The following is a 26,136-nucleotide window of genomic DNA, read 5'->3' as shown; positions in this document are numbered from 1 at the left end:
TTTCCAACAGCGTGAATAAATAATGCATCAAGATAAAGATCTCTCTACGTGGCAGACGTTCCGCCGACTCTGGCCGATGATCGCGCCAAATAAAGCGGGATTAATTGTGGCCTCTGTCGCCCTGATTATTAATGCTGCGGGCGACGCCTTAATGCTCTCCCTGTTGAAACCGTTACTGGATGATGGTTTTGGTAAAGCCGACCGGTCAGTAATGCTGTGGATGCCGTTAGTGGTGATCGGCCTGATGCTGGTACGTGGCGTAACCAGCTATATCTCCAGCTACTGCATCTCCTGGGTCTCCGGCAATGTCGTGATGAATATTCGCCGTCGCCTGTTCAGCCATATGATGGGCATGCCGGTTTCGTTTTTTGACCAGCAGTCGACCGGCACCCTGCTGTCGCGCATCACCTATGACTCTGAACAGGTCGCCTCCTCCTCTTCCGGTGCGCTGGTCACCGTGGTGCGCGAAGGGGCGTCGATTATTGGCCTGTTTATCATGATGTTCTACTACAGCTGGCAGCTGTCGTTAATCCTGATCGTGCTGGCACCTATCGTCTCCTTTGCCATCCGCACCGTTTCTAAGCGCTTCCGTTCAATCAGCAAAAGTATGCAGAACACCATGGGGCAGGTGACCACCAGCGCCGAGCAGATGCTGAAAGGACATAAAGAGGTACTGATTTTTGGCGGTCAGGAAATTGAGTCAGAGCGCTTTAACCGCGTCAGTAACCGTATGCGTCAGCAGGGAATGAAGCTGGTCTCAGCCTCCTCTATTTCCGATCCGGTGATTCAGCTGATCGCCTCTCTGGCCCTGGCTTTTGTTCTTTACGCCGCCAGTTTCCCGAGCGTCATGGATACCCTGACCGCCGGCACCATCACCGTGGTCTTCTCTTCGATGATTGCTCTGATGCGCCCGCTTAAGTCTCTGACCAACGTCAATGCCCAGTTCCAGCGCGGCATGGCAGCCTGTCAGACCCTGTTCTCCATTCTGGACAGTGAACAGGAAGTGGACAATGGCACCCGCGAAATTACCCGCGCCAAAGGCGATATTGAGTTCCGCGACGTAACCTTTACCTATCCGGGCCGTGAAGTCCCGGCACTGCGCAATATCAATCTGTCGCTGCCCGCCGGAAAAACGGTCGCGCTGGTGGGCCGTTCCGGCTCCGGTAAGTCCACGATGGCGAGCCTGCTGACCCGCTTTTATGACATCCAGCAGGGTGAAATTCTGCTGGACGGTTTTGACCTGCGTGAGTACACCCTGCGTTCGCTGCGTAATCAGGTGGCGCTGGTGTCGCAGAATGTGCATCTCTTCAACGACACGATTGCCAATAACATCGCCTATGCGCGCAGTGAGCAATACAGCCGTGAGGAGATCGAACGGGCAGCGACCATGGCGCACGCCATGGACTTTATCAATAAAATGGATAAAGGCCTGGATACGGTCATTGGTGAGAATGGCGTGCTGCTGTCTGGCGGCCAGCGTCAGCGTATTGCCATCGCCCGTGCCCTGCTGCGTGATTGTCCGATTCTGATCCTCGATGAAGCGACCTCAGCTCTGGATACCGAGTCCGAACGTGCGATTCAGTCAGCTCTGGATGAGTTGCAGAAGAACCGCACCTCGCTGGTGATTGCGCATCGACTCTCCACGATTGAGAAAGCGGATGAGATTGTGGTGATTGAAGATGGTCAGATCGTTGAACGCGGAACGCATCAGGTGCTGCTGGCTGAACGCGGTGCCTATGCCCAGCTGCACAAGATGCAATTCGGCCAATGATTGAACGTATCTGGAGTGGTCGCTCACCGCTGTGGCTTCTGCTCTGGCCATTAAGCCTGCTGTATGGGGCGATTACGGCTCTGATACGTTTCAGTTACCGCCGGGGCTGGCGAAAAAGCTGGCGTGCGCCTTTGCCGGTTGTGGTGGTGGGTAACTTAACCGCTGGCGGCAATGGAAAAACGCCGGTGGTGATCTGGCTGGTTGAGGCGCTGCAGCAGCGCGGGCTGCGTGTGGGGGTCGTCTCCAGGGGATATGGTGGCAAGGCGGATCACTATCCTCTGCGGGTGACCAACCAGACCGGCACCGATCAGGCCGGGGATGAACCGGTCCTGATTGCCCAGCGCACCGGGGCACCGGTCGCGGTCGCCCCCCGACGTCAACAGGCAATTGAGGCGTTACTGCAGCAGGGCCCGCTGGATGTCATTATCACGGATGATGGCCTGCAGCATTACGCTCTGCAGCGCGACCGGGAAATTGTGGTGGTGGACGGCCTGCGTCGCTTCGGTAATGGCTGGTGGTTGCCCGCCGGTCCGATGCGCGAACGAGCCAGTCGTCTGCAGCAGGTTGATGCGGTAATCATCAACGGCGGCGATGCACTGGCTGGCGAGATTGCCATGCATCTCCAGCCTGGCCTGGCCACTAATCTGCTGACCGGCGAAACCTGTCCGTTGCAGCAGCTGGAGGCAGTGGTGGCGATGGCCGGTATTGGTCATCCGCCCCGCTTTTTCAACACCCTGAAGCAGCAGGGTATGACGCCGCTGGCAGAAGTCGCCTTTGCCGATCATCACGCCTACAGCGAAGATGAGCTGAACCGCTTACTGCAGCCGGGCCAGCACCTGCTGATGACCGAAAAAGATGCGGTGAAATGCCGCCCGTTTGCCCAGCCGTCGTGGTGGTATCTGCCGGTAGATGCCCGGTTATCCGGCCAGGCCGTGACGCCCTTACTGGACGATATCGAACAGCTCAGCCGCCGCATGTCCTGACCTCCAATGCGCATTCAGGTGAGGCCTGATAAGGAAAAGAATGAACACCACGCATTCACTTTCGTTACAGCAGGCCCGTCACCTTCATCTTGCCGCCCAGGGCCTGCTGCGCGCCCCCGCAAAGCGCGCGGTCTATCAGGATCTGATCGCGTGCATCTCCCGCATGTCGCTGCTGCAGATTGATACGATCCATGTGGTAGCCCGCAGTCCCTATCTGGTGCTTTTCAGCCGTCTTGGTGACTTTCCACAGCGCTGGCTGGAACAGGCGCTGGCTGAGGGTGAGCTGTTTGAATACTGGGCGCACGAAGCCTGCTTTATTCCCCGCGACGATTACCGGCTTCTGCGTCATCGCATGCTGTCGCCGGAGCGGCTGGGCTGGAAATATAATGCGCAGTGGGTTGCTGAGCATCAGCAGGAGATAGCCGATCTTCTGCAGCAGATCAGGGAGAAGGGGCCGGTACGGGCCGCCGACTTCAGCCATGCTGATAACCCCAAATCGGGATGGTGGGCATGGAAACCGCACAAGCGCCATCTGGAAAATCTCTTCAGCGCCGGTGAACTGATGGTTACCGAACGCCGCAATTTTCAGCGTGTCTATGACCTGCGCAGCCGCGTGATGCCTGACTGGCAGGATGCCATCCATGGTATCAGCGAAGCGGAAGCCATCCACCAGATGTTGCTGAACAGTGCCCGCAGTCTGGGCCTCTTTCGCACTGCCTGGCTGGCCGACTACTACCGACTGAAACGGGCACCACTGAACGCGTTTATCGCGGAGGCGCAGGCAGCCGGAGAACTGGTGGCCGTCAACACGGAAGGGCTGGGGGCGATGTGGCTTCACCGGGACCTGCTGCCGTTACTGGAGACCCCGCTGCAGGCGACGCACAGCGCGCTGTTGTCGCCGTTTGATCCGGTGGTCTGGGATCGCAAACGTGCGCTGGAGCTGTTCAGCTTTGACTATCGTATCGAGTGCTATACCCCGGCGGAAAAGCGGAAATTTGGCTATTTTGTGCTGCCCATACTTCATCGCGGTCAGCTGAAAGGCCGGCTGGATGCCCGCATGCTGCGCAAGGCTAAACAGCTGGAAATTAAAAATATCTGGCTTGAAGAGAAGACCCGTGTGACGGCACGCTTTGTCGTGGATATCCGGCGCGTGATCGAACGTTTCGCCGCATGGCAGGGTGCAGAGAGCGTCGTCATCCTCAACATGCCAGAGGCCCTTAGCGATTGCTGGCCTGCGCTGTGGACACTGACATAATCTCTTTTGCGGCAGCTGCCGCAGAGAACGTTTTACCCCATCCCGCATGAAGCGGGCTATGGTATGCTTTACCCCTTAAGCATTTGCTCCCTGATGGAGGACATATGGATCATCGTTTACTCGAAATCGTTGCCTGCCCGGTCTGTAATGGCAAACTCTACTTTAACAATGCTCAGCAGGAGCTGATCTGCAAACCCGATGGGCTGGCCTTCCCGGTCAGAGAGGGGATTCCGGTACTGCTGGAAACAGAAGCCCGTACGCTCTCTGTTGAAGAGATTCATCCATGAGTTTCACCGCCATCATTCCTGCACGTTATGCGTCAACCCGCTTACCCGGCAAGCCGCTGCTCGATATTCATGGTAAACCGATGGTGGTGCATGTGATGGAGCGCGCCCGCGAGTCGGGTGCCAGCCGGGTCATTGTGGCCACCGATCATCCCGATGTGGCGCAGGCCGTGGAAGCGGCAGGCGGCGAAGTCTGCATGACGCGCGCCGATCACCAGTCCGGCACAGAGCGGCTGGCGGAAGTGATCGAAAAGTATCAGTTTGCTGATGATGAAATCATCGTCAACGTGCAGGGCGACGAACCGATGATTCCGGCAGAGATTGTGCGTCAGGTGGCGAATAATCTGGCGGGGTCGGCCGCGGGCATGGCGACGCTGGCCGTACCCATCACGGATGCGGAGGAAGCGTTTAATCCCAATGCGGTAAAAGTGGTTATGGATGCGCAGGGTTACGCGCTCTATTTTTCACGGGCGACTATCCCCTGGGATCGTGAACGCTATGCTGCGTCACGCGACCAGATTGGTGACACGCTGCTGCGCCACATTGGTATTTACGCCTATCGTGCCGGTTTTATCCGCCGCTATGTTGCCTGGGCACCTTGTCCGCTGGAACAGATTGAGCTGCTCGAACAGCTGCGGGTGTTATGGTACGGCGAGAAAATTCATGTTGCTGTTGCGCAAACTATTCCCAGCGTGGGGGTAGACACGCCAGACGATCTGCAACGTGTCCGCGAGGCCATGCAGGCCTGATTATCGGGGAGCCTGTCTCCCCGTTTCCGCACAACCTTATTGATCCGCCACTAAACTTATCGCCAACACTTCCTTCAGGATATTGTGATACTCATCTGAGGAGGATGCCGCATGGAAGAGCTTAAATCGGAACTCACGCTGGCGCTGGGGGAAACGATCAGCCGCCTCGAAATCATCAGCGAACAGCCGCCCACCCGACTTTATGCGTTATACGATCGGGAAGGCCTCCCTATGCCGGTCGTGGCAAAATATTTTCGTCATCAGGGCCGGGCAGCGATAGAAGCGAAAAAGCTGACGTTGCTCGGTCAGGCCGGACGGATTGCGGTGCCAGCCGTGTATGGTCTGGTGATGAGCCAGCGTCCTCCGGTTCATGAAATGCTTCTGCTGGCGCGACTCAATGGCGTGACGGCGGAGGCCCCGGCGCGGGATGCTCAGCGCTGGCAGCAGTTTTGTGAGCAGGTAGTCGAGGGGCTGCTTGCCTGGCATCGGCTCGACAGCCATGGGCTGGTGGGTACGGTGGACAGCACTCAGCAGAATTGCTGGCCCGCCTGGTATGCTCAGCGGGCTGAGGTGCTGTGGGCGACGCTGAATTATCTGCGACCACCGGCTTTGACGCTCGAAGATCGCCAGATTCTGTTTCGCTGCCGGGCGCGACTGGCGCATCTGTTCCGCGGCTTTGACGATCCCTGCGTAATGGTGCATGGCAACGTCCGGCTGCAAAGCATGCTGAAAAACAGCCGCAGCGATCAGCTAATCGCGATGACCCAGCCCGGCCCGCTCCTCTGGGCACCGCGTGAGATTGATCTCATCCATCTGGATGACTCTCCGGCTGAAACCGCGCTGCTGCACAGCTATCTGCAGCGGGCACCGGTTTCAGAAGGCTTTGTCTGGCGTCGGTGGGTTTATCAGGTGTGGGACTGTGTCGACCAGCTGATCCAGACCGGCACCTTTAATCGTCCCCGTTTTGACCATGCCTGCGCGCAGCTACTTCCCTGGCTCGGCTGAGTCCGGTTTCTCGCCTTTCAGCCTCTGTAATAGTGCGCCAAGCGTTTCATACACCGCCCGTTCGCTGTGACTCAGCCAGATCGAGGAGGGTATCGCCCGCTCCCATCCATTCAGCGGTGAGGTAATTGCCAGCTGGTTGGCGGGTGCGGCAATCGGCTGCAATCCGACCGCGTGGAAAAAACGTATTGCTCGCGGCATATGATTCGCGGATGTGACCAGCAGGAATGGATGTTCACCCACCACGCCTTTCACTGCCTGCGCCTCATCCGCCGTATCGCGCGGCTGATCGAGAAGCTGAATATGTGCCGGGGGAACACCCAAACTTTCGGCTACCTGTGCCGCGACCCAGGCGCTGCTCTTCGGATTGGTGCCGCCTGCGGCGCCGGTGAAAATCAGGGTCGATTGCGGATTGCGTTGCCACTGACGAACCCCTTCTGCCACGCGCGGCAGGCTGTTGTTCAGCAGGTTTGAGCTCGGCGCCCACGCCGGATTGAACGTGTAGCCTCCGCCCAGCACGACGATGTAATCCACCTCACGGCTGCCGTTCCAGGTCGGATAACGGCTATCCAGCGGCAACAGCAGGCGATCGGCCAGCGGTTGCAGACTCAGAAGCAGCAGTAACAGCCAGCTGACAGAGATCACGGTTTTACCGCTTTTCTGCCAGTCAGTCAGCCAAAGCAGTAAAATGCCCAATGCCATCAGCAAAAGCAGAAACGGCAGGGGTAAAAGCAGCCCGCCAGTCACTTTTTTCAGGGTAAATAACATCAAAAACGCGTCCTGTTGTCCGAAAATAGAGCACCCGGAAGGGAAGATGGGGATGAAAGGTTCATTCTTCTGGTGCCTGTGACAAAATAGCACAAGTCTTACCGCAGCATACCGGAGCGCATGCCATGCAGGATCGTAACTTTGACGATCTCGCGGATAAATTTTCGCAAAATATTTACGGCACCACCAAAGGACGGATACGCCAGGCCATTCTCCATGATGAGCTGGCGATGATCCTGCCAGGCCTGTCGCCACATCCGCTCTCCGTGCTGGATGCGGGTGGCGGAATCGGCCAGGTCTCCAGCGGTCTGGCGGCACAGGGCCATCAGGTGCTGCTGTGCGATCTCTCCGGTGAGATGCTGCGCCGGGCGGAAGAAAATGCCACGGCGCAGGGTGTGAGCCACAACATGCAATTCAGACAAATTAGCGCCCAGCAGGTGGGTGAACATTTGGATAAGCCGGTGGATCTGGTATTGTTCCACGCTGTGCTTGAGTGGGTCGCCGAACCGGAGGCGGTGCTGAAAGCGTTGTATGATGTGCTGCGTCCGGGTGGGGTCATGTCACTGATGTTTTACAATCTGCACGGCCTGACACTGCGCACCTTAACGCTGGGCAACTTTGGCTATCTGCGTACCAACCTGACCAAACGCAAAAAGCGCACGCTATCGCCTGACTATCCCCGCGATCCCGATCAGGTTTATCGCTGGCTGGAGGCCTGTGGCTTTGTGATTGAGCGGCGTGCCGGTATCCGGGTTTTCAGCGACTACATGAAACCGCCTAAGGGCGAGCCCAAAAGCGACGACGAAATTATTGAGATGGAGCGGCGTTACTGCCGTCAGGAACCCTTTTTAAGCTTAGGGCGTTACATCCACGTGACCGCGCGTAAACCCGGGCAGAAGGACGAATTATGAGTGAATTTTCCCAGACGGTACCTGAACTGGTATCCTGGGCGCGCAAAAATGACTTTTCCCTTGCGCTGCCAGTGGAACGGCTGGCCTTTTTGCTGGCTATCGCCACCCTCAACGGGGAGCGGATGGACGGCGAAATGAGCGAAGGCGATCTGATTGATGCTTTCCGTCACGTCAGTAAAGCGTTTGAACAAACCCATGAAACCGTGCTGGTTCGCGCCAATAACGCCATCAATGACATGGTGCGACAGCGCCTGCTCAACCGCTTTACCAGCGAGCTTACCGAAGGCAACGCCATCTATCGCCTGACGCCGCTGGCGATCGGTATCACCGACTACTACATCCGTCAGCGGGAGTTTTCGACCCTGCGCCTGTCGATGCAGCTCTCCATTGTGGCCAGTGAGCTGAAGCGGGCCGCCGATGCCGCCCAGGAAAATGGCGATGAGTTTCACTGGCACCGTAATGTTTTCGCGCCGCTGAAATATTCGGTGGCAGAGATATTCGACAGCATCGATATGACCCAGCGTCTGATGGATGAGCAGCAGCAGGCGGTCAAAAACGATATCGCCGAGCTACTGAACAAAGACTGGCGCGCGGCGATCTCCAGCTGCGAAATGCTGCTTTCAGAGACCTCGGGAACCCTGCGCGAACTGCAGGATACGCTCGAAGCCGCGGGTGACAAGCTGCAGGAAAACCTGTTACGCATTCAGGATGCCACGCTGAACAGCCCGGATCTCGGGTTTGTCGACAAGCTGGTGTTTGATCTGCAGAGCAAACTTGACCGAATCACCAGCTGGGGCCAGCAGGCGATTGACCTCTGGATCGGCTACGACCGCCACGTCCATAAATTTATTCGTACTGCCATCGACATGGATAAAAACCGCGTCTTTGCGCAGCGTCTGCGGGTATCGGTTCAGAATTATTTCGACGCGCCGTGGGCGCTGACCTATGCCAACGCCGACCGTCTCTATGACATGCGCGATGAGGCCCTGACGCTGCGTAACGACGAAGTCATGGGCGAACTGCCGCCGGAGATGGAGTACGAAGAGATCAACGAAATCCGCGAACAGCTGGCAGCCATGATTGAAGAAGCGCTGCAGGTCTACAAGTTGCAACAAAAACCGCTCAACCTCGCGTCAGTAATGCGCGACTACCTGGCCCAGTATCCCCGCGCCCGTCATTTCGATCTGGCGCGCATTGTGGTGGACCAGGCGGTGCGTCTTGGCGTAGCGGAAGCCGATTTAGCCGGCTTGCCTGTGGAATGGCAAGCCATCAATGATTACGGAGCCAAGGTGCAGGCACATGTCATCGACAAATATTGAACAAGTGATGCCGGTTAAGCTGGCACAGGCACTGGCCAACCCGATTTTCCCCGCGCTGGACAGCCAGTTACGCGCGGGACGCCACATCGGTATTGAAGAGCTGGATAACCACGCTTTTCTGATGGACTACCAGTCGTTTCTCGAAGAGTTTTACAGCCGCTATCACGTGGAGTTAATCCGTGCGCCGGAAGGTTTCTTCTATCTGCGTCCGCGCTCAACCACGCTGATCCCGCGCTCGGTACTCTCTGAGCTGGATATGATGGTCGGGAAAATTCTCTGCTATCTCTATCTCAGCCCGGAACGGCTGGCCAATGAAGGGATTTTCACCCAGCAGGAGCTCTACGATGAACTGCTCTCGCTGGCGGACGAGAACCGGCTGCTGAAGCTGGTGAATCAGCGTTCAACCGGGTCGGATCTGGACCGCACCAAGCTGCAGGAGAAAGTGCGCGCCTCACTGAGCCGACTGCGCCGTCTTGGCATGGTGTGGTTTTTCGGCAACGACAGCAGCAAATTCCGCATCACGGAATCGGTGTTCCGCTTTGGCGCCGACGTGCGCGGCGGAGATGATGCCCGTGAAGCGCAGCTTCGTCTGATTCGTGACGGTGAAGCGATGCTACTGGAAAACGCCACTGCACCGGTTGACACCGATGAAGGTGACGGGCAGGAGAGCGACGCGAGTGAGAACGCAGAGGAAGAACAGGCATGATTGAGCGCGGAAAGTTTCGTTCGCTTACGCTGATCAACTGGAACGGCTTTTTTGCCCGCACCTTTGATCTTGATGAATTAGTTACCACGCTGTCAGGCGGTAACGGGGCCGGTAAGTCCACCACGATGGCGGCTTTTGTCACCGCGCTGATCCCCGATCTGACACTGCTGCACTTCCGTAATACCACCGAAGCGGGTGCGACCTCCGGGGCGCGCGATAAAGGCCTGCACGGCAAACTGCGCGCCGGCGTCTGCTACTCCATGCTGGATGTGGTGAACTCACGCCACCAGCGTGTGGTGGTGGGTGTTCGCCTGCAACAGGTCGCCGGTCGGGATAAAAAGGTGGACATCAAGCCGTTCAGTATCCACGGTCTGCCTGCCGACACCAATCCGACCGACATGCTGACTGAAGTGCTGAACAGCCGTCAGGCGCGCGTGTTGCCGCTGAATGAGGTGAAAGAGCGGGTTGAGGCGCAGGAAGGGGTACAGTTCCGCGCCTATAACTCGGTCACTGACTATCACGCCATGATGTTTGATCTGGGTGTGGTGCCGCGTCGTCTGCGCTCCGCCAGCGATCGCAGCAAGTTTTATCGCCTGATCGAAGCCTCGCTCTACGGCGGTATCTCCAGTGCGATTACCCGATCGCTGCGTGATTACCTGCTGCCTGAAAACAGCGGCGTGCGCAAAGCCTTCCAGGATATGGAAGCCGCACTGCGCGAGAACCGCATGACGCTGGAGGCAATCCGCGTAACTCAGTCCGATCGCGATCTGTTTAAACACCTGATCTCTGAGGCGACCAGCTACGTTTCGGCTGACTACATGCGCCATGCTAACGAGCGTCGGGTTCATCTCGACAGCGCATTACAGCTGCGTAATGAACTGTTCAGCAGCCGCAAGCAACTCGCCACCGAGCAGTATCGTCATGTTGAAATGGCGCGCGAACTGGCTGAGCACAGCGGCGCCGAAAACGATCTCGAAGTCGATTATCAGTCCGCCAGCGATCACCTTAACCTTGTGCAGACGGCGATGCGTCAGCAGGAGAAGATTGAACGCTACGATGCCGATATCGAAGACCTGACGCTGCGGCTGGAAGAGCAGACCGAAGTGGTGGCCGAAGCGCGTGAGATTCAGGAAGAGAACGAAGCGCGGGCTGAAGCGGCTGAGCTGGAAGTGGATGAGCTGAAAAGTCAGCTGGCCGATTTCCAGCAGGCGCTCGACGTGCAGCAAACCCGCGCCATTCAGTATCAGCAGGCACTGCAGGCACTGGAGCGCGCCCGTACCCTTTGTCAGTTGCCCGACCTGAGCATCGACAATGCAGCCGAATGGCAGGAGAGCTTCCAGGCTAAAGAGGAGGAGGCGACAGAGCACCTGCTGCGTCTTGAGCAGAAGCTGAGCGTGGCGGAAGCGGCGCACAGTCAGTTTGAACAGGCGCTGGCGCTGGTGACCAGCATCGCCGGTGAGGTGAGTCGTCAGGATGCCTGGCAAACCGGCCGCGAACTGCTGCGGGATGCCAGCAATCAGCGCCATCACGCCGAACAGCTCTCCTCGCTGCGTCTGCGTCTAAATGAACTGGAACAGCGGCTGCGCGAGCAGCATGAGGCTGAGCGTCTGCTGGCCGAGTTCTGCAAGCGTCAGGGGCAGCACTACGACGCGGATGCGCTGGCTGGCCTGCAGCAGGAGCTGGAAGCGCAGATCGAACAGCTGAACAGCAGCGTGGCTGACGCGGGTGAGCAGCGCATGAAGATGCGCCAGGAGCTCGAACAGCTGCGTGAACGTATTACAGGCCTGACGGCGCGCGCGCCGCACTGGCTCGCCGCCCAGGAGATCCTGACGCAGCTCAGCGAACAGACCGGCCAGGCGCTGAACAGCAGCCAGGATGTCACCGAGTACATGCAGCAGCTGCTGGAACAGGAGCGTGAAACTACCGTCGAGCGCGACGAAGTGGCAGCACGTAAACGCGACATCGAGCAGCAGATTGAACGGCTCAGTCAGCCGGGCGGTGCTGAGGATGCGCGTCTGACCCAGCTGGCAGAACGTTTTGGCGGCGTGCTGCTGTCAGAGATTTACGATGATGTGACCCTGGACGATGCGCCGTACTTCTCGGCGCTCTATGGCCCGTCACGTCATGCGATCGTTGTACCTGATCTTTCACGGGTGCGCGAGTTACTGGACGGACTGGAAGAGTGCCCGGAAGATCTCTATCTGATCGAGGGCGATCCGCAGTCATTCGACGACAGCGTCTTCAGTGTTGATGAGCTGCAGAATGCGGTCGTGGTAAAAGTGGCTGAGCGTCAGTGGCGCTACTCCCGCTTCCCGAAAATACCGCTGTTTGGCCGCGCGGCGCGTGAAAACCAGCTTGAGCTGCTGCATCTGGAGCGCGACAAGCTGGCGGAACGCTACGCGACCCTGTCGTTCGATGTGCAGAAAACGCAGCGTCTGCATCAGTCCTTCAGTCGCTTTATCGGCAGTCATCTGGCCGTCGCCTTTGATGCCGACCCGGAAGCGCAGATCCGTCAGCTGGGCGCGCGCCGCGGGGAGCTGGAGCGGGCGCTGAATCAGCATGAAAGTAACAATCAGCAGCAGCGTCAGCAGTATGAGCTGGCGAAAGAGGGCGTATCGCAGTTAAACCGCCTGCTGCCGCGCGTTAATCTGCTGCTGGATGATACCCTGGCCGATCGCTGCGAAGAGATTCGTGAGCAGGTTGATGCCGCTCAGGATGCGGCGCGCTTCCTGCATCAGCATGGCGCTAAGCTGGCAAAACTGGAACCGATCATCGCGGTTCTGCAGAGCGACCCGGAACAGCACGAACAGCTGCAGGCCGACTATCAGCAGGCGCAGCAGCAGCAGCGCAACGCCCGTCAGCAGGCATTTGCCCTGACTGAAGTGGTGCAGCGTCGTGCTCACTTCAGTTATGACGATTCAGCCAGCATGCTCAGTGGCAACAATGACCTCAGCGACAAGCTGCGTCAGCGCCTGGAGCAGGCTGAAGGCGAGCGCAGCCGCTGCCGTGAACGTCTGCGTGAACATCAGGCACAGCTGACCCAATATGCTCAGCTGCTGGCCTCGCTGAAAAGCGCCTGGGATGCCAAGCGCGACATGCTGAAAGAGCTGCAGCAGGAGATGCAGACGATTGGCGTCCATGCGGACAGCAGCGCAGAAGCGCGGGCGCGGGCGCGTCGCGATGAGCTTTATACCGCACTGAGCCACAACCGCGCACGCCGGAATCAGCTGGAGAAACAGCTGACCTTCTGCGAAGCGGAGATGGATAACCTGCAGAAGCGACTGCGCCAGCTGGAGCGCCAGTATCATCAGGTGCGTGAACAGGTGGTCAGCGCGAAAGCGGGCTGGTGCACGGTGCTGCGTCTGGTCAAAGAGAATGGCGTGGAGCGCCGTCTGCATCGTCGTGAACTCGCCTACATGAGTGGTGATGAACTGCGTTCGATGTCGGATAAGGCGCTGGGTGCGCTGCGTCTGGCAGTGGCGGACAATGAACATCTGCGCGACGTGCTGCGGCTATCGGAAGATCCGAAACGTCCGGAACGTAAAATTCAGTTCTTTATCGCCGTTTATCAGCATCTGCGTGAGCGTATTCGTCAGGACATTATCCGGACTGACGATCCGGTGGAAGCAATTGAGCAGATGGAGATTGAGCTGAATCGCCTGACGGAAGAGCTGACCGCGCGTGAGCAGATGCTGGCCATCAGTTCTCGCAGTGCGGCGAACATCATCCGTAAAACCATCCAGCGTGAACAGAACCGTATCCGTCAGCTGAATCAGGGCCTGCAGACCGTCAGCTTTGGTCAGGTGCGCAGCGTACGTCTCAACGTTAACGTTCGTGAAACCCATGCCATGCTGCTGGATACACTGTCAGAAGAGCATGAACAGCATCAGGACCTCTTCAACAGTAACCGTCTGACCTTCTCAGAGGCGCTGGCGAAGCTCTATCAGCGTCTGAACCCGCATATCGATATGGGTCAGCGTACCCCGCAGACTATCGGTGAGGAGCTGCTGGACTACCGCAACTATCTGGAGATGGAGGTCGAAGTTAACCGCGGTTCGGATGGCTGGCTGCGTGCAGAAAGTGGCGCGCTCTCAACCGGCGAAGCGATCGGCACCGGGATGTCGATTCTGGTGATGGTCGTGCAGAGCTGGGAAGAGGAGTCCCGCCGTCTGCGTGGCAAGGATATCTCACCTTGCCGCCTGCTGTTCCTGGATGAGGCGGCCCGTCTGGATGCCCGCTCTATCGCCACGCTGTTTGAGCTGTGTGAACGTCTGGAGATGCAGCTGGTGATTGCTGCGCCGGAGAACATCAGCCCGGAGAAAGGCACGACCTACAAACTGGTGCGTAAGGTGTTTAACAACACCGAGCACGTCCATGTCGTCGGCCTGCGTGGATTTGCGGCCGATCCGGTGCCCACTCGCGCCGGGAGCGGGGAGGCCGCTCTGCCCGATCTGACCACTGAAAAATCTCAGGCTGAGACGTAGTCAAAAACCGAACCATTGGTTAATCTGGAAACGGCATTTGTCGCATGAGGCAAATGCCGTTTTTGTTTGTATACTCAACATAATGAGTCACAGCCCGATCGCAGCGGATACAGGGAACGCTGCGCAGTTAAGAAGATAAGGGGGCAGGGATGTTGCTGGCAAAAAAGGTTAATCATCATCGTGTTATATCATTGTTAGCGCTGGCGCTAACGGTTGTTCCATTTACGCTACCACAGGCCGCTGTTATCGCCGCGATGCCCGGCACCGCTCACGCGTCAGTTTCGGTTTCCGACAGTCAGCAACGTATCCGCCAGGCGTTTTCCAGCACCGATCAGCCATTTTACCTCGCGCCGCTGGCGACGCTGTATGCGTCCCGCCACATGCAGCCGCTCTGGCAGGATCAGCAGGCGGTTCAGAAGTTTCAGCAGCAGCTGGCTGAGGTGGCGCTCTCTGGCGTCCAGCCGCAGTTCACGCGCTGGGTTGACCGTCTGACTAACCCGGCTATCACTGGCTTTGCCCGTGACGTGACCCTCTCCGACGCCATGCTGGGCTACCTGCAGTTTGTCTCTAACGTGCCGACGCAGGGCGAAACCTGGCTCTACAGTAATGTTCCCTACAGGCTGACACAGCCGTCGGTGGCCGTGGTAAATCAGTGGCAGAATGCGGTCAATGCGGGCGCGAGCAGTACGTTTGTTGCTTCCCTGCAGCCGCAGCATCCTCAGTATCAGCCGATGCACGCTGCGCTGAAAGCGCTGCTCAGTGATAAACAACCCTGGCCGCAGCTGAAGAACAGCGAAACGCTGCGTCCTGGGCAGGTCAGTGACGATGTGCCCGCACTGCGTGAAATTCTGCAGCGCAGCGGCATGCTGACCGCACAGAGCAACGCACCGGCTCCGGATGATGATGCCGTGCCGGTCGCTCCTTCGCCGGTAACCCACAGCGATCAGCCAGTGGCAGTGAGTCCTTCCGCCACCCCTGTCAACGATCTGCCTGCGCCATCGCCGCAGTCACCCGGTAACGTTCAGAGCCAGACGCTGGAAGGCAACACTGCCAATGTCTATGACGAGACGCTGGTGGCGGCGGTTAAACGTTTTCAGCAGTGGCAGGGACTGGATGGTGATGGCGCTATCGGTGCCAGAACGCGGCAGTGGCTGAACGTCTCACCCCAGATGCGCGCTTCGTTACTGGCGCTGAATATTCAGCGGCTGCGCCTGCTGCCGGATGATATGCACAACGGCATTATGGTCAACATCGCCAACTACTCGCTGATCTACTACAACAACGGCAACAAGATCCTCTCTTCCCGGGTCATTGTCGGGCGTCCCGATCGTAAAACACCACTGATGCGCAGCGCGCTCAATAATGTGGTGCTCAATCCGCCGTGGAATGTGCCGACGACGCTGGTGCGCAAAGATATCATCCCTAAAGTGAAACAGGACCCCACCTATCTCTACAAGCATGGTTATACCCTGCTGTCGGGCTGGAGTGCTGACGCTGAAGTGATCGATCCCAGCATGATCGACTGGCGCATGGTTTCCGCTGCATCCTTCCCTTACCGGATGATTCAGGCTCCGGGTCAGACGAATGCGCTGGGCCGATACAAATTCAACATGCCTAGTTCAGATGCCATCTATCTGCATGACACGCCAAACCATAACCTGTTTCAGCGTGATATTCGTGCGCTCAGCTCAGGCTGCGTGCGTGTGAATAAGGCATCAGAACTGGCCGGGTTGTTACTGCAGGATGCAGGCTGGAACGACTCCCGTATTTCCAGCACCCTGAAAGAGGGGGATACCCGTTATGTGCCGATTCGCCATCGCATCCCGGTCAATCTCTATTACCTTACTGCCTGGGTTGCTGATGATGGCAAGCCGCAGTTCCGAACAGATATTTACAATTATGATGACACCGCCCGTTCGGGCAGTCAGGCACTGAGCCGGGCGAAACAGTTACTGCTCTAGTGATTGATTTTAAATCGTTAGCGGCGCACCTGGCACCGTAAGAAATATCCTCTGAGAGCGATTCCTTCGGGAATCGCCTCTCAAACACGCCCCAGATGGGTTGACGCTTACCTGAGAGAAAGTTATGGTTCGGCCTGTGCGCTTTTTGCACATTTCTATGGCTTCACTCTCAGGTAAACCGCTACATGTCTACTATTGATTCTTTTCGTCGCAACCTGCTGCTTTGCGGTAGTGCCGCCGCCGGACTGGCATTATTGCCCGCTTCTGCAAGGGCCTCGCTTTCAACGTCTCGCCCGCGTGTATTGATGCTTAACAATCTTCACACCGGTGAAACCCTTAAAACTGAATTTTTTAATGGTAAGAGTTACGACAAGGATGAGTTGACACGATTAAATCACTTTTTCCGTGACTACCGCGCCAATAAAGTGAAAAGCATTGATCCGCACCTCTTCGATCAGATTTTCCGCCTGCAGGCACTGCTCGGTACGCGCAAACCTGTCCAGCTGGTCTCGGGCTACCGTTCACTGGCGACCAACAATATGTTACGTGAGAGCGGTCCGGGAGTCGCGAAGCATAGCTATCACACCAAAGGTCAGGCGATGGATTTCCATATTGAAGGCGTTTCATTAGCCAATGTACGCAAAGCGGCGTTATCTCTGCGTGCGGGTGGTGTAGGATATTATCCCCGCAGTAACTTTGTACATATTGATACCGGTCCGATCAGGCACTGGTAACGACACCGGCGACGCTGCGTGAGCCGGTCATGGAGCGTTATGAACTACCACACTATTCCTGTTACAGCCTTTGCCCAGAACTGTTCCGTTATCTGGTGCGATACCACCCGTGAAGCGGCTCTGGTCGATCCAGGCGGCGATGCTGACCTGATTAAACAAACGCTGGAACAGCTCAGACTCAAACCCGCTCAGATTCTGCTGACCCATGGGCATCTCGATCATGTCGGAGCCGCGGTCGAACTGGCGGCTTACTATCAGATCCCTATTGTCGGGCCACAAAAGCGGGATGCTTTCTGGCTGGAGGCGCTGCCCACGCAGAGCCGGATGTTCGGACTGGAAGAGTGCGCCCCTTTTACGCCGGATCGCTGGCTGGAGGAGGGGGAGAGTGTGCAGGTCGGGCTGACTACGCTGGAGGTCCTGCACTGCCCGGGCCATTCACCTGGTCATGTGGTGTTCTTTGACCGTCCCGGAAAGCTGCTGATTTCAGGTGATGTGATTTTTAATGGCGGCGTGGGACGAACAGACTTCCCGCAGGGCGATCATCAGCAGTTAATTAAGGCGATTCACACTAAATTACTGCCGCTGGGCGATGATGTGACTTTTCTGCCCGGTCACGGCCCGATCTCCACACTGGGACAGGAGCGCATCAGCAATCCTTTCCTGCAGTAAATCAGACCTTTTCCTGCCATAAAAAATGGGCCCTCAGGCCCATTTTTGTTTTATCGCCTGCCTCAGAGCACCGCGACAATCGCTTCGCACAGCGCCGACATGTTGTCCGGCGTCATTCCGGCCACATTCACGCGGCCAGAGTTAACGGCATACACAGCGAACTCTTCACGCAGGCGAATAACCTGCTCTTTGGTTAAGCCGCTGAATGAGAACATGCCGTTTTGCTTAATGATAAAGCTGAAGTCACGCTGCGCACCTTTCTCTGCCAGCGTGTTAACAAACAGCTGCCGCATACGCTGAATGCGCTGACGCATGTCCGACAGCTCCTGCTCCCAGATCGTCCGCAGCGCGTCGTTACTCAGAATCGTCGCGACGACGGCCGCACCATGCGCCGGGGGATTGGAGTAGTTGGCACGAATGGTGTATTTCACCTGACTGAATGCGGTTTCTGCTACGCCGGCGTCGGCCGCTACCAGCGTGATGGCCCCCACGCGCTCATTGTAGAGACCAAAATTCTTCGAGTATGAGCTGGCGACGATCAGCTCCTGATGTGACGCGGCGAAAATACGCAGGCCTTCGGCATCTTCGTCCAGACCACGGGCAAAGCCCTGGTAAGCGAAGTCGAACAGCGGCAGCCAGCCATTCGCCTGTGAGATCTCTGCCAGCTTCTGCCACTGCTCCGCTGTCGGATCGATACCGGTCGGGTTATGGCAGCAGCCGTGGAAAAGTACCACGTCGCCAGGCTGAACCTGACTCAGCGACGCCAGCATTCCCTCAAAATCAAGCATGTGGTTTGCCGCGTCATAATAGTGATATTCACACACCTCAAGACCGGCAGCATTGAACACATTTTTATGATTCGGCCAGCTGGGGTTGCTGATCCAGACCCGTTTCACCGCCGTCTGCGTGGCCAGAAAATCTGCCGCAATGCGCAGCGCGCCTGTGCCACCTGGCGTCTGTGCCGTACGTGCGCGGCGCGCGCTAATCAGTGGACTATCATTGCCGAACAGCAGGGCCTGCGTGCAGCGCGCGAAATCCGCCAGACCATCAATGCTGAGATAGTTTTTGGTGGTTTCGTTTTCCAGCAGATACTGCTCAGCCTTTTTAACACTGGTCAGCACCGGGGTCTTGCCGGTTTCGTCTTTATAGACGCCGATACCCAGATTGATTTTTTCAGGGCGGTCATCAGCACGAAACAGATCGGCGAGCCCGAGAATAGGATCGGCGGGTGCAGCAGAGATCGATTCAAACATGTGTCAGGTCCATTAGCGTGAACGTTTGCAAGAGGGCTCTCAGGTTAACGTCCGGCCAGGCAAATGCCAACCGTTTGCGAATCAAAATCCTCTATTTTGCGGTACGGATTGCGCGACGGGGAGATAAAGACGTTAACGTGGGGCGGGAGGGAGTTAAGCAGCGCAGAGGTTGTAATTAACAGCCATAAAAAAACGGGGCCGTGGCCCCGTTTTTCAACATGTTTAAAGCAGGATTAGAACTGGTAAACCAGGCCTACACCCACCACGTCGTCTGTATTGATACCGAGTGGGTTGTTGTCATCCAGCTGGTTGATTTTGTAATCAACATAGGTAGACATGTTTTTGTTGAAGTAGTAAGTCGCGCCAACATCGATGTATTTAACCAGGTCAGCATCGCCCACGCCTTCGATGTCCTTGCCTTTAGACTGAACGTAGGCGAGGGATGGACGCAGACCGAAGTCGAACTGATACTGTGCTACCAGCTCAATGTTCTGAGCTTTATTTGCGAACGCTGTAAAGTCACCTGAGTTGATAGGTGTAGAGTTGCGGGTCTCACCATACATTGCAGCTAAGTAAACATTGTTAGCATCATATTTCAGAGCAGTTGCCCAGTTTTCAGCACGCTTACCTTCGCCAATACCAGTAGCTACGTTGGTATCAGTGTCAGTATTACGAACAGTGCCCGCTGCCTGTGCATTGGTACGGTCGCTGCTGCTATAAGCTGCTGCGAAGCCTACACCGATAGGTGAAACGTAGGTTGTTGACACACCATAGCCATCACCATTAGCACGACGAATGTCAGCACGATCATTTTTACCCTGATACTGAGCAGCAAAGTCCCAGCCATCTACCAGGCCAAAGAAGTTGGTATTGCGGTAGGTCAGCAAACCGGTGCTACGACCGTTCATGAAGTTATCTGAGTATCCGGAGTCGCCACCGAACTCTGGCAGCATATCGGTCCAGCCGATTGCATCGTAAACCACACCGTAGTTACGGCCGTAGTCGATTGAGCCCGCGTCACCGAATTTCAGACCGGCAAAGCCCAGACGGGTCTTGTTGCCGTCCTGTGCGTCTGAACCTTCAGAGTTGTTCGCCTGAATGTTGTATTCCCACTGGCCGTAACCGGTCAGCTGGTCATTAATCTGAGTTTCACCCTTAAAGCCAAAGCGAACATAAGAATTGTCGCCGTTGTTGCTATCGTCATCAGAGAAGTAATGCAGACCAACAGCTTTACCGTACAGGTCCAGTTTGTTGCCGTCTTTGTTATAGATTTCTGCAGCATTGGCTGCGCCGGCGGCTAACAGAGCAGGGATAACCACTGCCAGAATATTGCGCTTCATCATTATTCATTACCCTCATTGGAGTTATTTGTACACCTGCCACTGCCGTAAGGAAATCTTTACAGAACCCTCAACGAAGTTTGGTGTCTTCCTGTGTCTGCACGCATCTTTCCATCCCCCCCGCCGTAATTCTAGCGCGAAAATGCTACTAAACTCGTAATCTGGTTTCTAAAGGAAAATATGTATTACAAAATGTAAAAAAGACGGAACTTTGTGAGAGAACTCAAAATTTACAAAAATAAAAAAAGGCCGGCAGTGCCGACCTCTTTATATATATGATTTTCTTATATTTAATGCCGAATGTCAGAAACTCGCATTGCGTGGGGTGCGTGGGAAGGGGATAACGTCCCTGACATTTTGTACGCCGGTGACATAGGCGATTAAACGTTCGAAGCCCAGACCAAAGCCAGAATGCGGAACGGTGCCATAGCGACGCAGGTCACGATACCACCAGTAATCCTCTTTATTCAGCCCCATCTCTTCCAGACGCGCATCCAGCACATCCAGACGCTCTTCACGCTGTGAACCGCCGATGATCTCACCAATGCCCGGAGCCAGAACGTCCATCGCCGCCACGGTTTTACCATCTTCATTCAGGCGCATGTAGAACGCCTTAATATCTTTCGGGTAGTTTTTCACAACCACTGGCGCTTTGAAGTGTTTCTCTGCCAGATAACGCTCGTGTTCAGAGGAGAGGTCAATACCCCAGGACACCGGATTCTCGAAGGTCTGACCGCAGTTCTTCAGGATCTCAATCGCATCGGTGTAGTCGACCTGAGCAAAATCGGTGGTGATGAAACGCTGCAGGCGCTCAACAGCCTCTTTATCGACACGCTCAGCAAAGAAGGCCATGTCGTCAGCTCGCTCTTCCAGCACCGCGTTGAACACATATTTCAGCATGGCTTCGGCCAGTGCTGCGGCATCATCCAGCGAAGCAAACGCAATCTCCGGCTCCAGCATCCAGAATTCCGCCAGGTGACGGCTGGTGTTAGAGTTTTCGGCGCGGAAGGTCGGACCAAAGGTGTAAATCTTCGACAGGGCGCTGGCATAGGTTTCACCGTTCAGCTGACCTGATACGGTCAGGAACGCCTCTTTGCCAAAGAAATCTTCAGCGAAATCGACTTTGCCCTGATCGTCACGCGGCAGGTTTTCCAGATCCAGCGTCGAAACGCGGAACATCTCGCCTGCGCCTTCGGTGTCTGACGCGGTGATCAGCGGGGTGGAGACCCAGAAATAGCCATTTTCATGGAAGAAACGGTGCAGCGCCTGCGCCAGAGTATGGCGGACGCGGGCAACCGCGCCAATCAGGTTGGTGCGCGGACGCAGGTGAGCCACTTCACGCAGATACTCAATGCTGTGGCGCTTAGCCGCCATCGGGTAGCTGTCCGGATCTTCCACCCAGCCGACCACTTCCAGATGGGTCGCCTGAATCTCAAACGCCTGGCCCTGGCCCGGCGAAGCCACCACTTTACCGGTGACGATAACCGAACAGCCCGTGGTCAGACGCAGCACTTCATCCTGATAATTATTCAGAGAATTATTGACGACAGCCTGAACGGGATTAAAGCAGGAGCCGTCATACACGGCGATGAAGGAAAGACCGGCTTTGGAATCTCTTCGGGTACGCACCCAACCACGTACGGTGACTTCACTGTCAACCGCGACGCGACCGTGCAGTACGTCCGCTACAGGCACTACGCTCATAAATATCTCTCTATATAGAAGAAGTGAGTAAAAAAAGTTGCCCCATCCGGGGTTTTGCTATGTTACTTGCGAGTCTTCAGGAAACAAGCAAAATTCAGGCTGAAAACAGATTTATTACAGCAGAGGCGGGGCGTATTGACGCCCCGATAAGAGGGGATTTAACTCGCTTTTTTCACCAGCGGCAGGTCAAAGGCTTTACGCAGCGCTCTGACAAAGGCTTTGTCCTGACAGATCGTTTTACCTGGGCTGTCGGAGAGTTTCGCCACCGGTTTACCGTTGCACTGCACCAGTTTAATGACGATATTCAGTGGCGTGACGCCCGGGATATCGCAGGTCAGGCGGGTCCCGATACCGAAAACCACATTCGTTCGCTGACCAAAATGGCGGTAAAGCGCCAGCGCTTTGTCGAGATTCAGATTGTCAGAAAAGACCAGATTTTTGCTTAAGGGATCGATACCCAGCTTCTGATAGTGGGCGAGCGCTTTCTCACCCCACTCAACCGGATCGCCGGAATCGTGGCGCAGACCCTGATAACGGCGGGCGAACACCGGGCCAAAGTCGCGCAGGAACGCATCCATGGCGATACAGTCGGTCAGCGCAATACCCAGCTGGTCGTCATACTCATCCAGCCACGCCTGCAGTGCTGCCCGCTGGCTGTTCGCCAGAACGGGACTGATCTGCTGGAACGCCTGAAACCACTCGTGCGCCTGGGTGCCCACTGGCGTGAGTGACAGGCGGCGCGCCAGGTCATAGTTACTGGTACCAATCAGCCAGGGGAAATCCTGTTTCAGCGTTGCGACAATCGACTGCTGTACATCCTGTGAATAGCGACGGCGGGTGCCGAAATCCATCAGGCGGAAGCGTGACATGTCGAGGTCGGCCACCTGCGCGTTAAAGTCGCTGAGCTTATGATGCAGGTGATCAATCGCCTGCTGAGTGGTGACCTGCGGTGTGCGATGACGATGCACAATCTCGCTGATCAGCGCCAGCAGCGGCACCTCCCACAGTATCACTTCACGCCACGGCCCCTGAATACGAAGGTCCAGCTTGCCGTGGTGATTGCGCACCTCAACCTGCTCCGGTTTGTAGCGGAACTGGCGAAGCCAGCTCAGGTAATCTTCGCGAAAGAAGGGAAGATGAGACAACCAGGTCGCTTCATCTTCAGTCAGCGCCAGATTTTGCATTGCGGTTATCGCGTCACGAATTTCGTCAGCGTAGAGACCCAGCAGTTCGTCGCCGCGGCAGCGAAACTCCGCCGTCACCGTTACGTCATGGTAGCGGTGGAAAACGGCCTGCTGCATATGGAGCTTATAGGCGTCCGTATCCAGCAGCGAGGTCAGTATCGGGGAAGCATGTCCTGTCATGGCGCGTTTCAGCATCCTGTTCGGTGGCGCAGAGCCCGGTGTTGTACACAGTCATAAAGACGCAAAAGTATAATTCACTATCTGACGCCGATCACAGCATATTTCAGTCCGGCGGGTCGAGGCCAATCTGTGCCTTTGTTAACAAACTGTAGACATTTCACCCTTTAGCTGCATTGTGCGTGGCAAGCTTGTTGTAACAAGCTTAGACTTTGCCGGTAAACTTATAACAACGCGAGACGGAATATGACGCAACAGCCCCAAATCAAGTATCGCCACGACTACCGTGCGCCTGATTACACCATCACCGACATCGATTTAACCTTTGAACTGGATGCGTCGACCACCCGCGTAACGGCTATCAGCCAGGTCAAACGGCTGGGCGACAGCCAGGCTGAGCTGCGCCTGGACGGAGAGGCGTTAACGCTGATTGCGCTGGAAATCGACGGGCAGCCCTGGACAGCGTTCCGTGAAGAAGAGGGGGCGCTGGTCATCAGTCAGCTGCCGGAAAGCTTCACCCTGAAAATCATCAACGATATTCATCCGGATCAGAACACGGCGCTGGAAGGACTGTACAAATCGGGTGAGGCGCTCTGCACCCAGTGCGAAGCTGAAGGCTTCCGTCATATTACCTGGTATCTCGATCGCCCGGATGTGCTGGCGCGTTTTACTACCACCATTTATGCCGACGGCAATCGCTATCCCTACCTGCTCTCCAACGGTAACCGGATCGACGGCGGCCAGGACGATCAGGGGCGCAACTGGGTGAAGTGGCAGGACCCGTTCCCGAAACCCTGCTATCTCTTTGCGCTGGTGGCGGGCGACTTCGATGTGCTGCGCGACAGCTTTACCACCCGCTCAGGCCGTGATGTGGCGCTGGAGATCTTCGTTGACCGCGGCAATCTCGACCGCGCTGACTGGGCAATGACCTCGCTGAAAAACAGCATGAAGTGGGATGAGGAGCGTTTCGGTCTGGAGTATGACCTCGACATCTTTATGATCGTGGCAGTGGACTTCTTTAATATGGGGGCGATGGAAAACAAAGGCCTCAACGTCTTTAACGCCAAATATGTGCTGGCCAAAGCTGAAACCGCGACCGACAAAGATTATCTTGGTATTGAAGCCGTAATCGGTCATGAATATTTCCATAACTGGACCGGTAACCGCGTGACCTGCCGCGACTGGTTCCAGCTCAGCCTGAAAGAGGGGCTGACGGTCTTCCGCGATCAGGAGTTCAGCTCCGATCTGGGTTCGCGCGCGGTGAACCGCATCGATAATGTGCGCATCGTTCGTGGTGCACAGTTCGCCGAAGATGCCAGCCCGATGGCGCACCCGATCCGCCCGGATCAGGTGATCGAAATGAACAACTTCTACACTCTGACCGTGTATGAAAAGGGATCGGAAGTGATCCGCATGATGCACACGCTGCTGGGTGAGGAGAATTTCCAGAAAGGCATGCAGCTCTATTTTGAGCGCCACGACGGCAGCGCGGCAACCTGTGATGATTTTGTTCAGGCGATGGAAGATGCTTCAAACGTCGACCTGTCGCAGTTCCGCCGCTGGTACAGCCAGTCGGGTACACCGGTCCTGACGGTCCGTGACGACTATAATCCGGAGCTGGAACAGTACACTCTGCATGTTACCCAGCACACGCCAGCCACCGCCGACCAGAAAGAGAAGCTGCCGCTGCACATTCCGCTGGATATCGAACTCTATGATGGCGAAGGCAAGGTGATCCCGCTGCAGCATAATGGGCAGCCGGTGCATCATGTGCTGAATGTTACCGAGGAGTTCCAGACCTTTATTTTCGACAACGTCTACTTCCAGCCGGTGCCGTCGCTGCTGCGTGAATTCTCTGCGCCGGTAAAGCTCGACTATAAGTGGAGTGACGCGCAGCTTACCTTCCTGATGCGCCATGCCCGCAACGACTTCTCCCGCTGGGATGCGGCTCAGAGCCTGCTGGCTACCTATATCCGCCTCAATGTCGCCCGCTATCAGCAGGGTCAGCATCTGTCGCTGCCGCTGCACGTCGCCGACGCATTCCGCGCAGTGCTGCTTGATACCGACTGCGACCCGGCACTGACCGCGCTGATCATGACGCTGCCGTCAGAAAATGAGATTGCCGAGCTGTTTGACGTTATCGATCCGCAGGCCATCTCACTGGTGCGGGATGCGCTGCAGCGTACGCTGGCGCGCGAACTGGCCGATGAATTCTTTGCGATTTACAACGCCAATCAGCAGCCCGAGTACCGGGTGGAGCATGAGGCGATTGGTCAGCGCAGCCTGAAAAATATCTGCCTGACCTATCTCGCCTTCAGCGATGCGCAGCTGGCGGACAAACTGGTGCAGGCGCAGTATCAGCAGGCGACCAACATGACTGATGCGCTGGCCGCTCTTTCTGCCGCTGTGGCGGCGCAGCTGCCGTGCCGCGATGCGCTGCTGGCGGCGTATGATGAGCGCTGGCATCAGGATGGTCTGGTCATGGACAAATGGTTTGTGCTGCAGGCGACCAGTCCGGCTGCCAACGTGATGCGCAACGTGCGTCAGCTTCTGACGCATCGCTCCTTCACGATGAGTAACCCGAACCGCGTTCGCTCGCTGGTGGGTGCCTTTGCCTCCGCGAACCCTGCTGCTTTCCATGCAAAAGATGGCAGCGGCTATAAGTTCCTGGTCGAGATGCTGACTGATCTCAACACCCGTAATCCGCAGGTGGCGGCACGGATGGTTGAGCCGCTGATTCGCCTGAAACGCTATGACGAAACGCGTCAGGCGATGATGCGCGAGGCGCTGGAAGAACTGCTGACGCTGGATAAACTCTCTGGCGATCTCTACGAGAAAATCACCCGGGCGCTGAACGCCTGATAATAAAAAGGCGGAGCGTC

The 26,136-nt window shown here is 56.6% G+C and carries 19 protein-coding genes; 14 read left to right on the top strand and 5 right to left on the bottom strand.

Annotated features, from left to right (window positions below; genetic code table 11):
- The first annotated feature begins 22 nt into the window (after positions 1–22).
- The 6 genes from msbA (at position 23) to OXR04_RS07120 (ending at position 6,047) form a co-directional block, all read left to right on the top strand.
- Entirely contained in the window at positions 23–1,771 is a 1,749-nt protein-coding gene (gene msbA, locus OXR04_RS07145) for a lipid A ABC transporter ATP-binding protein/permease MsbA (protein ID WP_046101523.1), read from the top strand.
- Positions 1,768–2,754 carry a tetraacyldisaccharide 4'-kinase gene (gene lpxK / locus OXR04_RS07140; RefSeq protein WP_267372410.1) on the top strand — a complete coding sequence of 329 codons (987 nt, stop codon included), beginning with the start codon at positions 1,768–1,770 and terminating at the stop codon, positions 2,752–2,754. Before msbA ends, lpxK begins: the two co-directional genes overlap by 4 nt.
- A 40-nt stretch (positions 2,755–2,794) precedes the next feature.
- Positions 2,795–4,009, top strand: coding sequence for a winged helix-turn-helix domain-containing protein (locus OXR04_RS07135; RefSeq protein ID WP_267372408.1), 1,215 nt, complete (start codon positions 2,795–2,797; stop codon positions 4,007–4,009).
- A 104-nt stretch (positions 4,010–4,113) separates the two neighbouring features.
- A complete protein-coding gene (locus OXR04_RS07130; RefSeq protein WP_009091101.1) occupies positions 4,114–4,296 on the top strand; it encodes a Trm112 family protein in 183 nt (60 codons plus the stop codon).
- A complete protein-coding gene (gene kdsB, locus OXR04_RS07125) occupies positions 4,293–5,042 on the top strand; it encodes a 3-deoxy-manno-octulosonate cytidylyltransferase (protein WP_009091099.1) in 750 nt (249 codons plus the stop codon). Before OXR04_RS07130 ends, kdsB begins: the two co-directional genes overlap by 4 nt.
- A gap of 111 nt (positions 5,043–5,153) precedes the next feature.
- On the top strand, positions 5,154–6,047 hold the full coding sequence (locus tag OXR04_RS07120) for a hypothetical protein (protein ID WP_267372406.1): 894 nt from the start codon (positions 5,154–5,156) through the stop codon (positions 6,045–6,047).
- Here the strand turns inward: OXR04_RS07120 and elyC are convergent.
- A complete protein-coding gene (elyC, locus tag OXR04_RS07115) occupies positions 6,027–6,812 on the bottom strand; it encodes an envelope biogenesis factor ElyC (protein WP_267372546.1) in 786 nt (261 codons plus the stop codon). The two genes, OXR04_RS07120 and elyC, sit on opposite strands and share 21 nt — an antisense overlap.
- Before the next feature lie 125 nt (positions 6,813–6,937).
- Here elyC and cmoM point away from each other — a divergent pair, with 125 nt between their 5' ends.
- The 7 genes from cmoM to OXR04_RS07080 all read left to right on the top strand — a co-directional run bounded on the left by cmoM (position 6,938) and on the right by OXR04_RS07080 (position 17,596).
- Complete coding sequence (gene cmoM / locus OXR04_RS07110; RefSeq protein ID WP_058957450.1) at positions 6,938–7,723, top strand: tRNA uridine 5-oxyacetic acid(34) methyltransferase CmoM; 786 nt, start codon at positions 6,938–6,940, stop codon at positions 7,721–7,723.
- Complete coding sequence (gene mukF, locus OXR04_RS07105; protein WP_009091093.1) at positions 7,720–9,042, top strand: chromosome partition protein MukF; 1,323 nt, start codon at positions 7,720–7,722, stop codon at positions 9,040–9,042. Before cmoM ends, mukF begins: the two co-directional genes overlap by 4 nt.
- The gene (mukE, locus tag OXR04_RS07100; protein WP_009091092.1) at positions 9,023–9,748 is read left to right on the top strand and encodes a chromosome partition protein MukE; all 726 of its coding nucleotides are present in this window, start codon (positions 9,023–9,025) and stop codon (positions 9,746–9,748) included. The genes mukF and mukE overlap by 20 nt, the downstream gene beginning before the upstream one ends.
- Positions 9,745–14,232, top strand: a complete 4,488-nt coding sequence (mukB, locus tag OXR04_RS07095) for a chromosome partition protein MukB (protein WP_267372404.1) — start codon at positions 9,745–9,747, stop codon at positions 14,230–14,232. Before mukE ends, mukB begins: the two co-directional genes overlap by 4 nt.
- 149 nt (positions 14,233–14,381) lie before the next feature.
- A complete protein-coding gene (gene ldtD / locus OXR04_RS07090; protein WP_267372402.1) occupies positions 14,382–16,193 on the top strand; it encodes a L,D-transpeptidase in 1,812 nt (603 codons plus the stop codon).
- Between the two features lie 185 nt (positions 16,194–16,378).
- Entirely contained in the window at positions 16,379–16,927 is a 549-nt protein-coding gene (locus OXR04_RS07085; RefSeq protein WP_009091085.1) for a YcbK family protein, read from the top strand.
- A gap of 39 nt (positions 16,928–16,966) precedes the next feature.
- Entirely contained in the window at positions 16,967–17,596 is a 630-nt protein-coding gene (locus OXR04_RS07080) for an MBL fold metallo-hydrolase (protein WP_267372399.1), read from the top strand.
- A gap of 62 nt (positions 17,597–17,658) precedes the next feature.
- Here OXR04_RS07080 and OXR04_RS07075 read toward each other — a convergent pair whose 3' ends face one another.
- The 4 genes from OXR04_RS07075 to pncB form a co-directional block, all read right to left on the bottom strand.
- A complete protein-coding gene (locus OXR04_RS07075) occupies positions 17,659–18,849 on the bottom strand; it encodes an amino acid aminotransferase (RefSeq protein ID WP_267372398.1) in 1,191 nt (396 codons plus the stop codon).
- Between the two features lie 233 nt (positions 18,850–19,082).
- Positions 19,083–20,192, bottom strand: coding sequence for a porin OmpF (gene ompF / locus OXR04_RS07070; RefSeq protein ID WP_009091081.1), 1,110 nt, complete (start codon positions 20,190–20,192; stop codon positions 19,083–19,085).
- A gap of 300 nt (positions 20,193–20,492) precedes the next feature.
- Positions 20,493–21,893 carry an asparagine--tRNA ligase gene (gene asnS, locus OXR04_RS07065; protein ID WP_009091079.1) on the bottom strand — a complete coding sequence of 467 codons (1,401 nt, stop codon included), beginning with the start codon at positions 21,891–21,893 and terminating at the stop codon, positions 20,493–20,495.
- A 158-nt stretch (positions 21,894–22,051) separates the two neighbouring features.
- Positions 22,052–23,257, bottom strand: a complete 1,206-nt coding sequence (pncB, locus tag OXR04_RS07060) for a nicotinate phosphoribosyltransferase (protein ID WP_009091077.1) — start codon at positions 23,255–23,257, stop codon at positions 22,052–22,054.
- A 243-nt stretch (positions 23,258–23,500) separates the two neighbouring features.
- Between pncB and pepN the strand changes: the two genes are divergently transcribed.
- Complete coding sequence (gene pepN / locus OXR04_RS07055) at positions 23,501–26,116, top strand: aminopeptidase N (RefSeq protein ID WP_111209023.1); 2,616 nt, start codon at positions 23,501–23,503, stop codon at positions 26,114–26,116.
- The last annotated feature ends 20 nt before the right edge of the window (positions 26,117–26,136 follow it).

This window comes from Pantoea sp. GM_Pan_3 (assembly GCF_026541045.1).
GTDB lineage: Bacteria > Pseudomonadota > Gammaproteobacteria > Enterobacterales > Enterobacteriaceae > Pantoea > Pantoea anthophila.
Note: the sequence above shows the minus strand (reverse complement) of the source record. Positions and strands in the feature narration are given on the sequence as shown.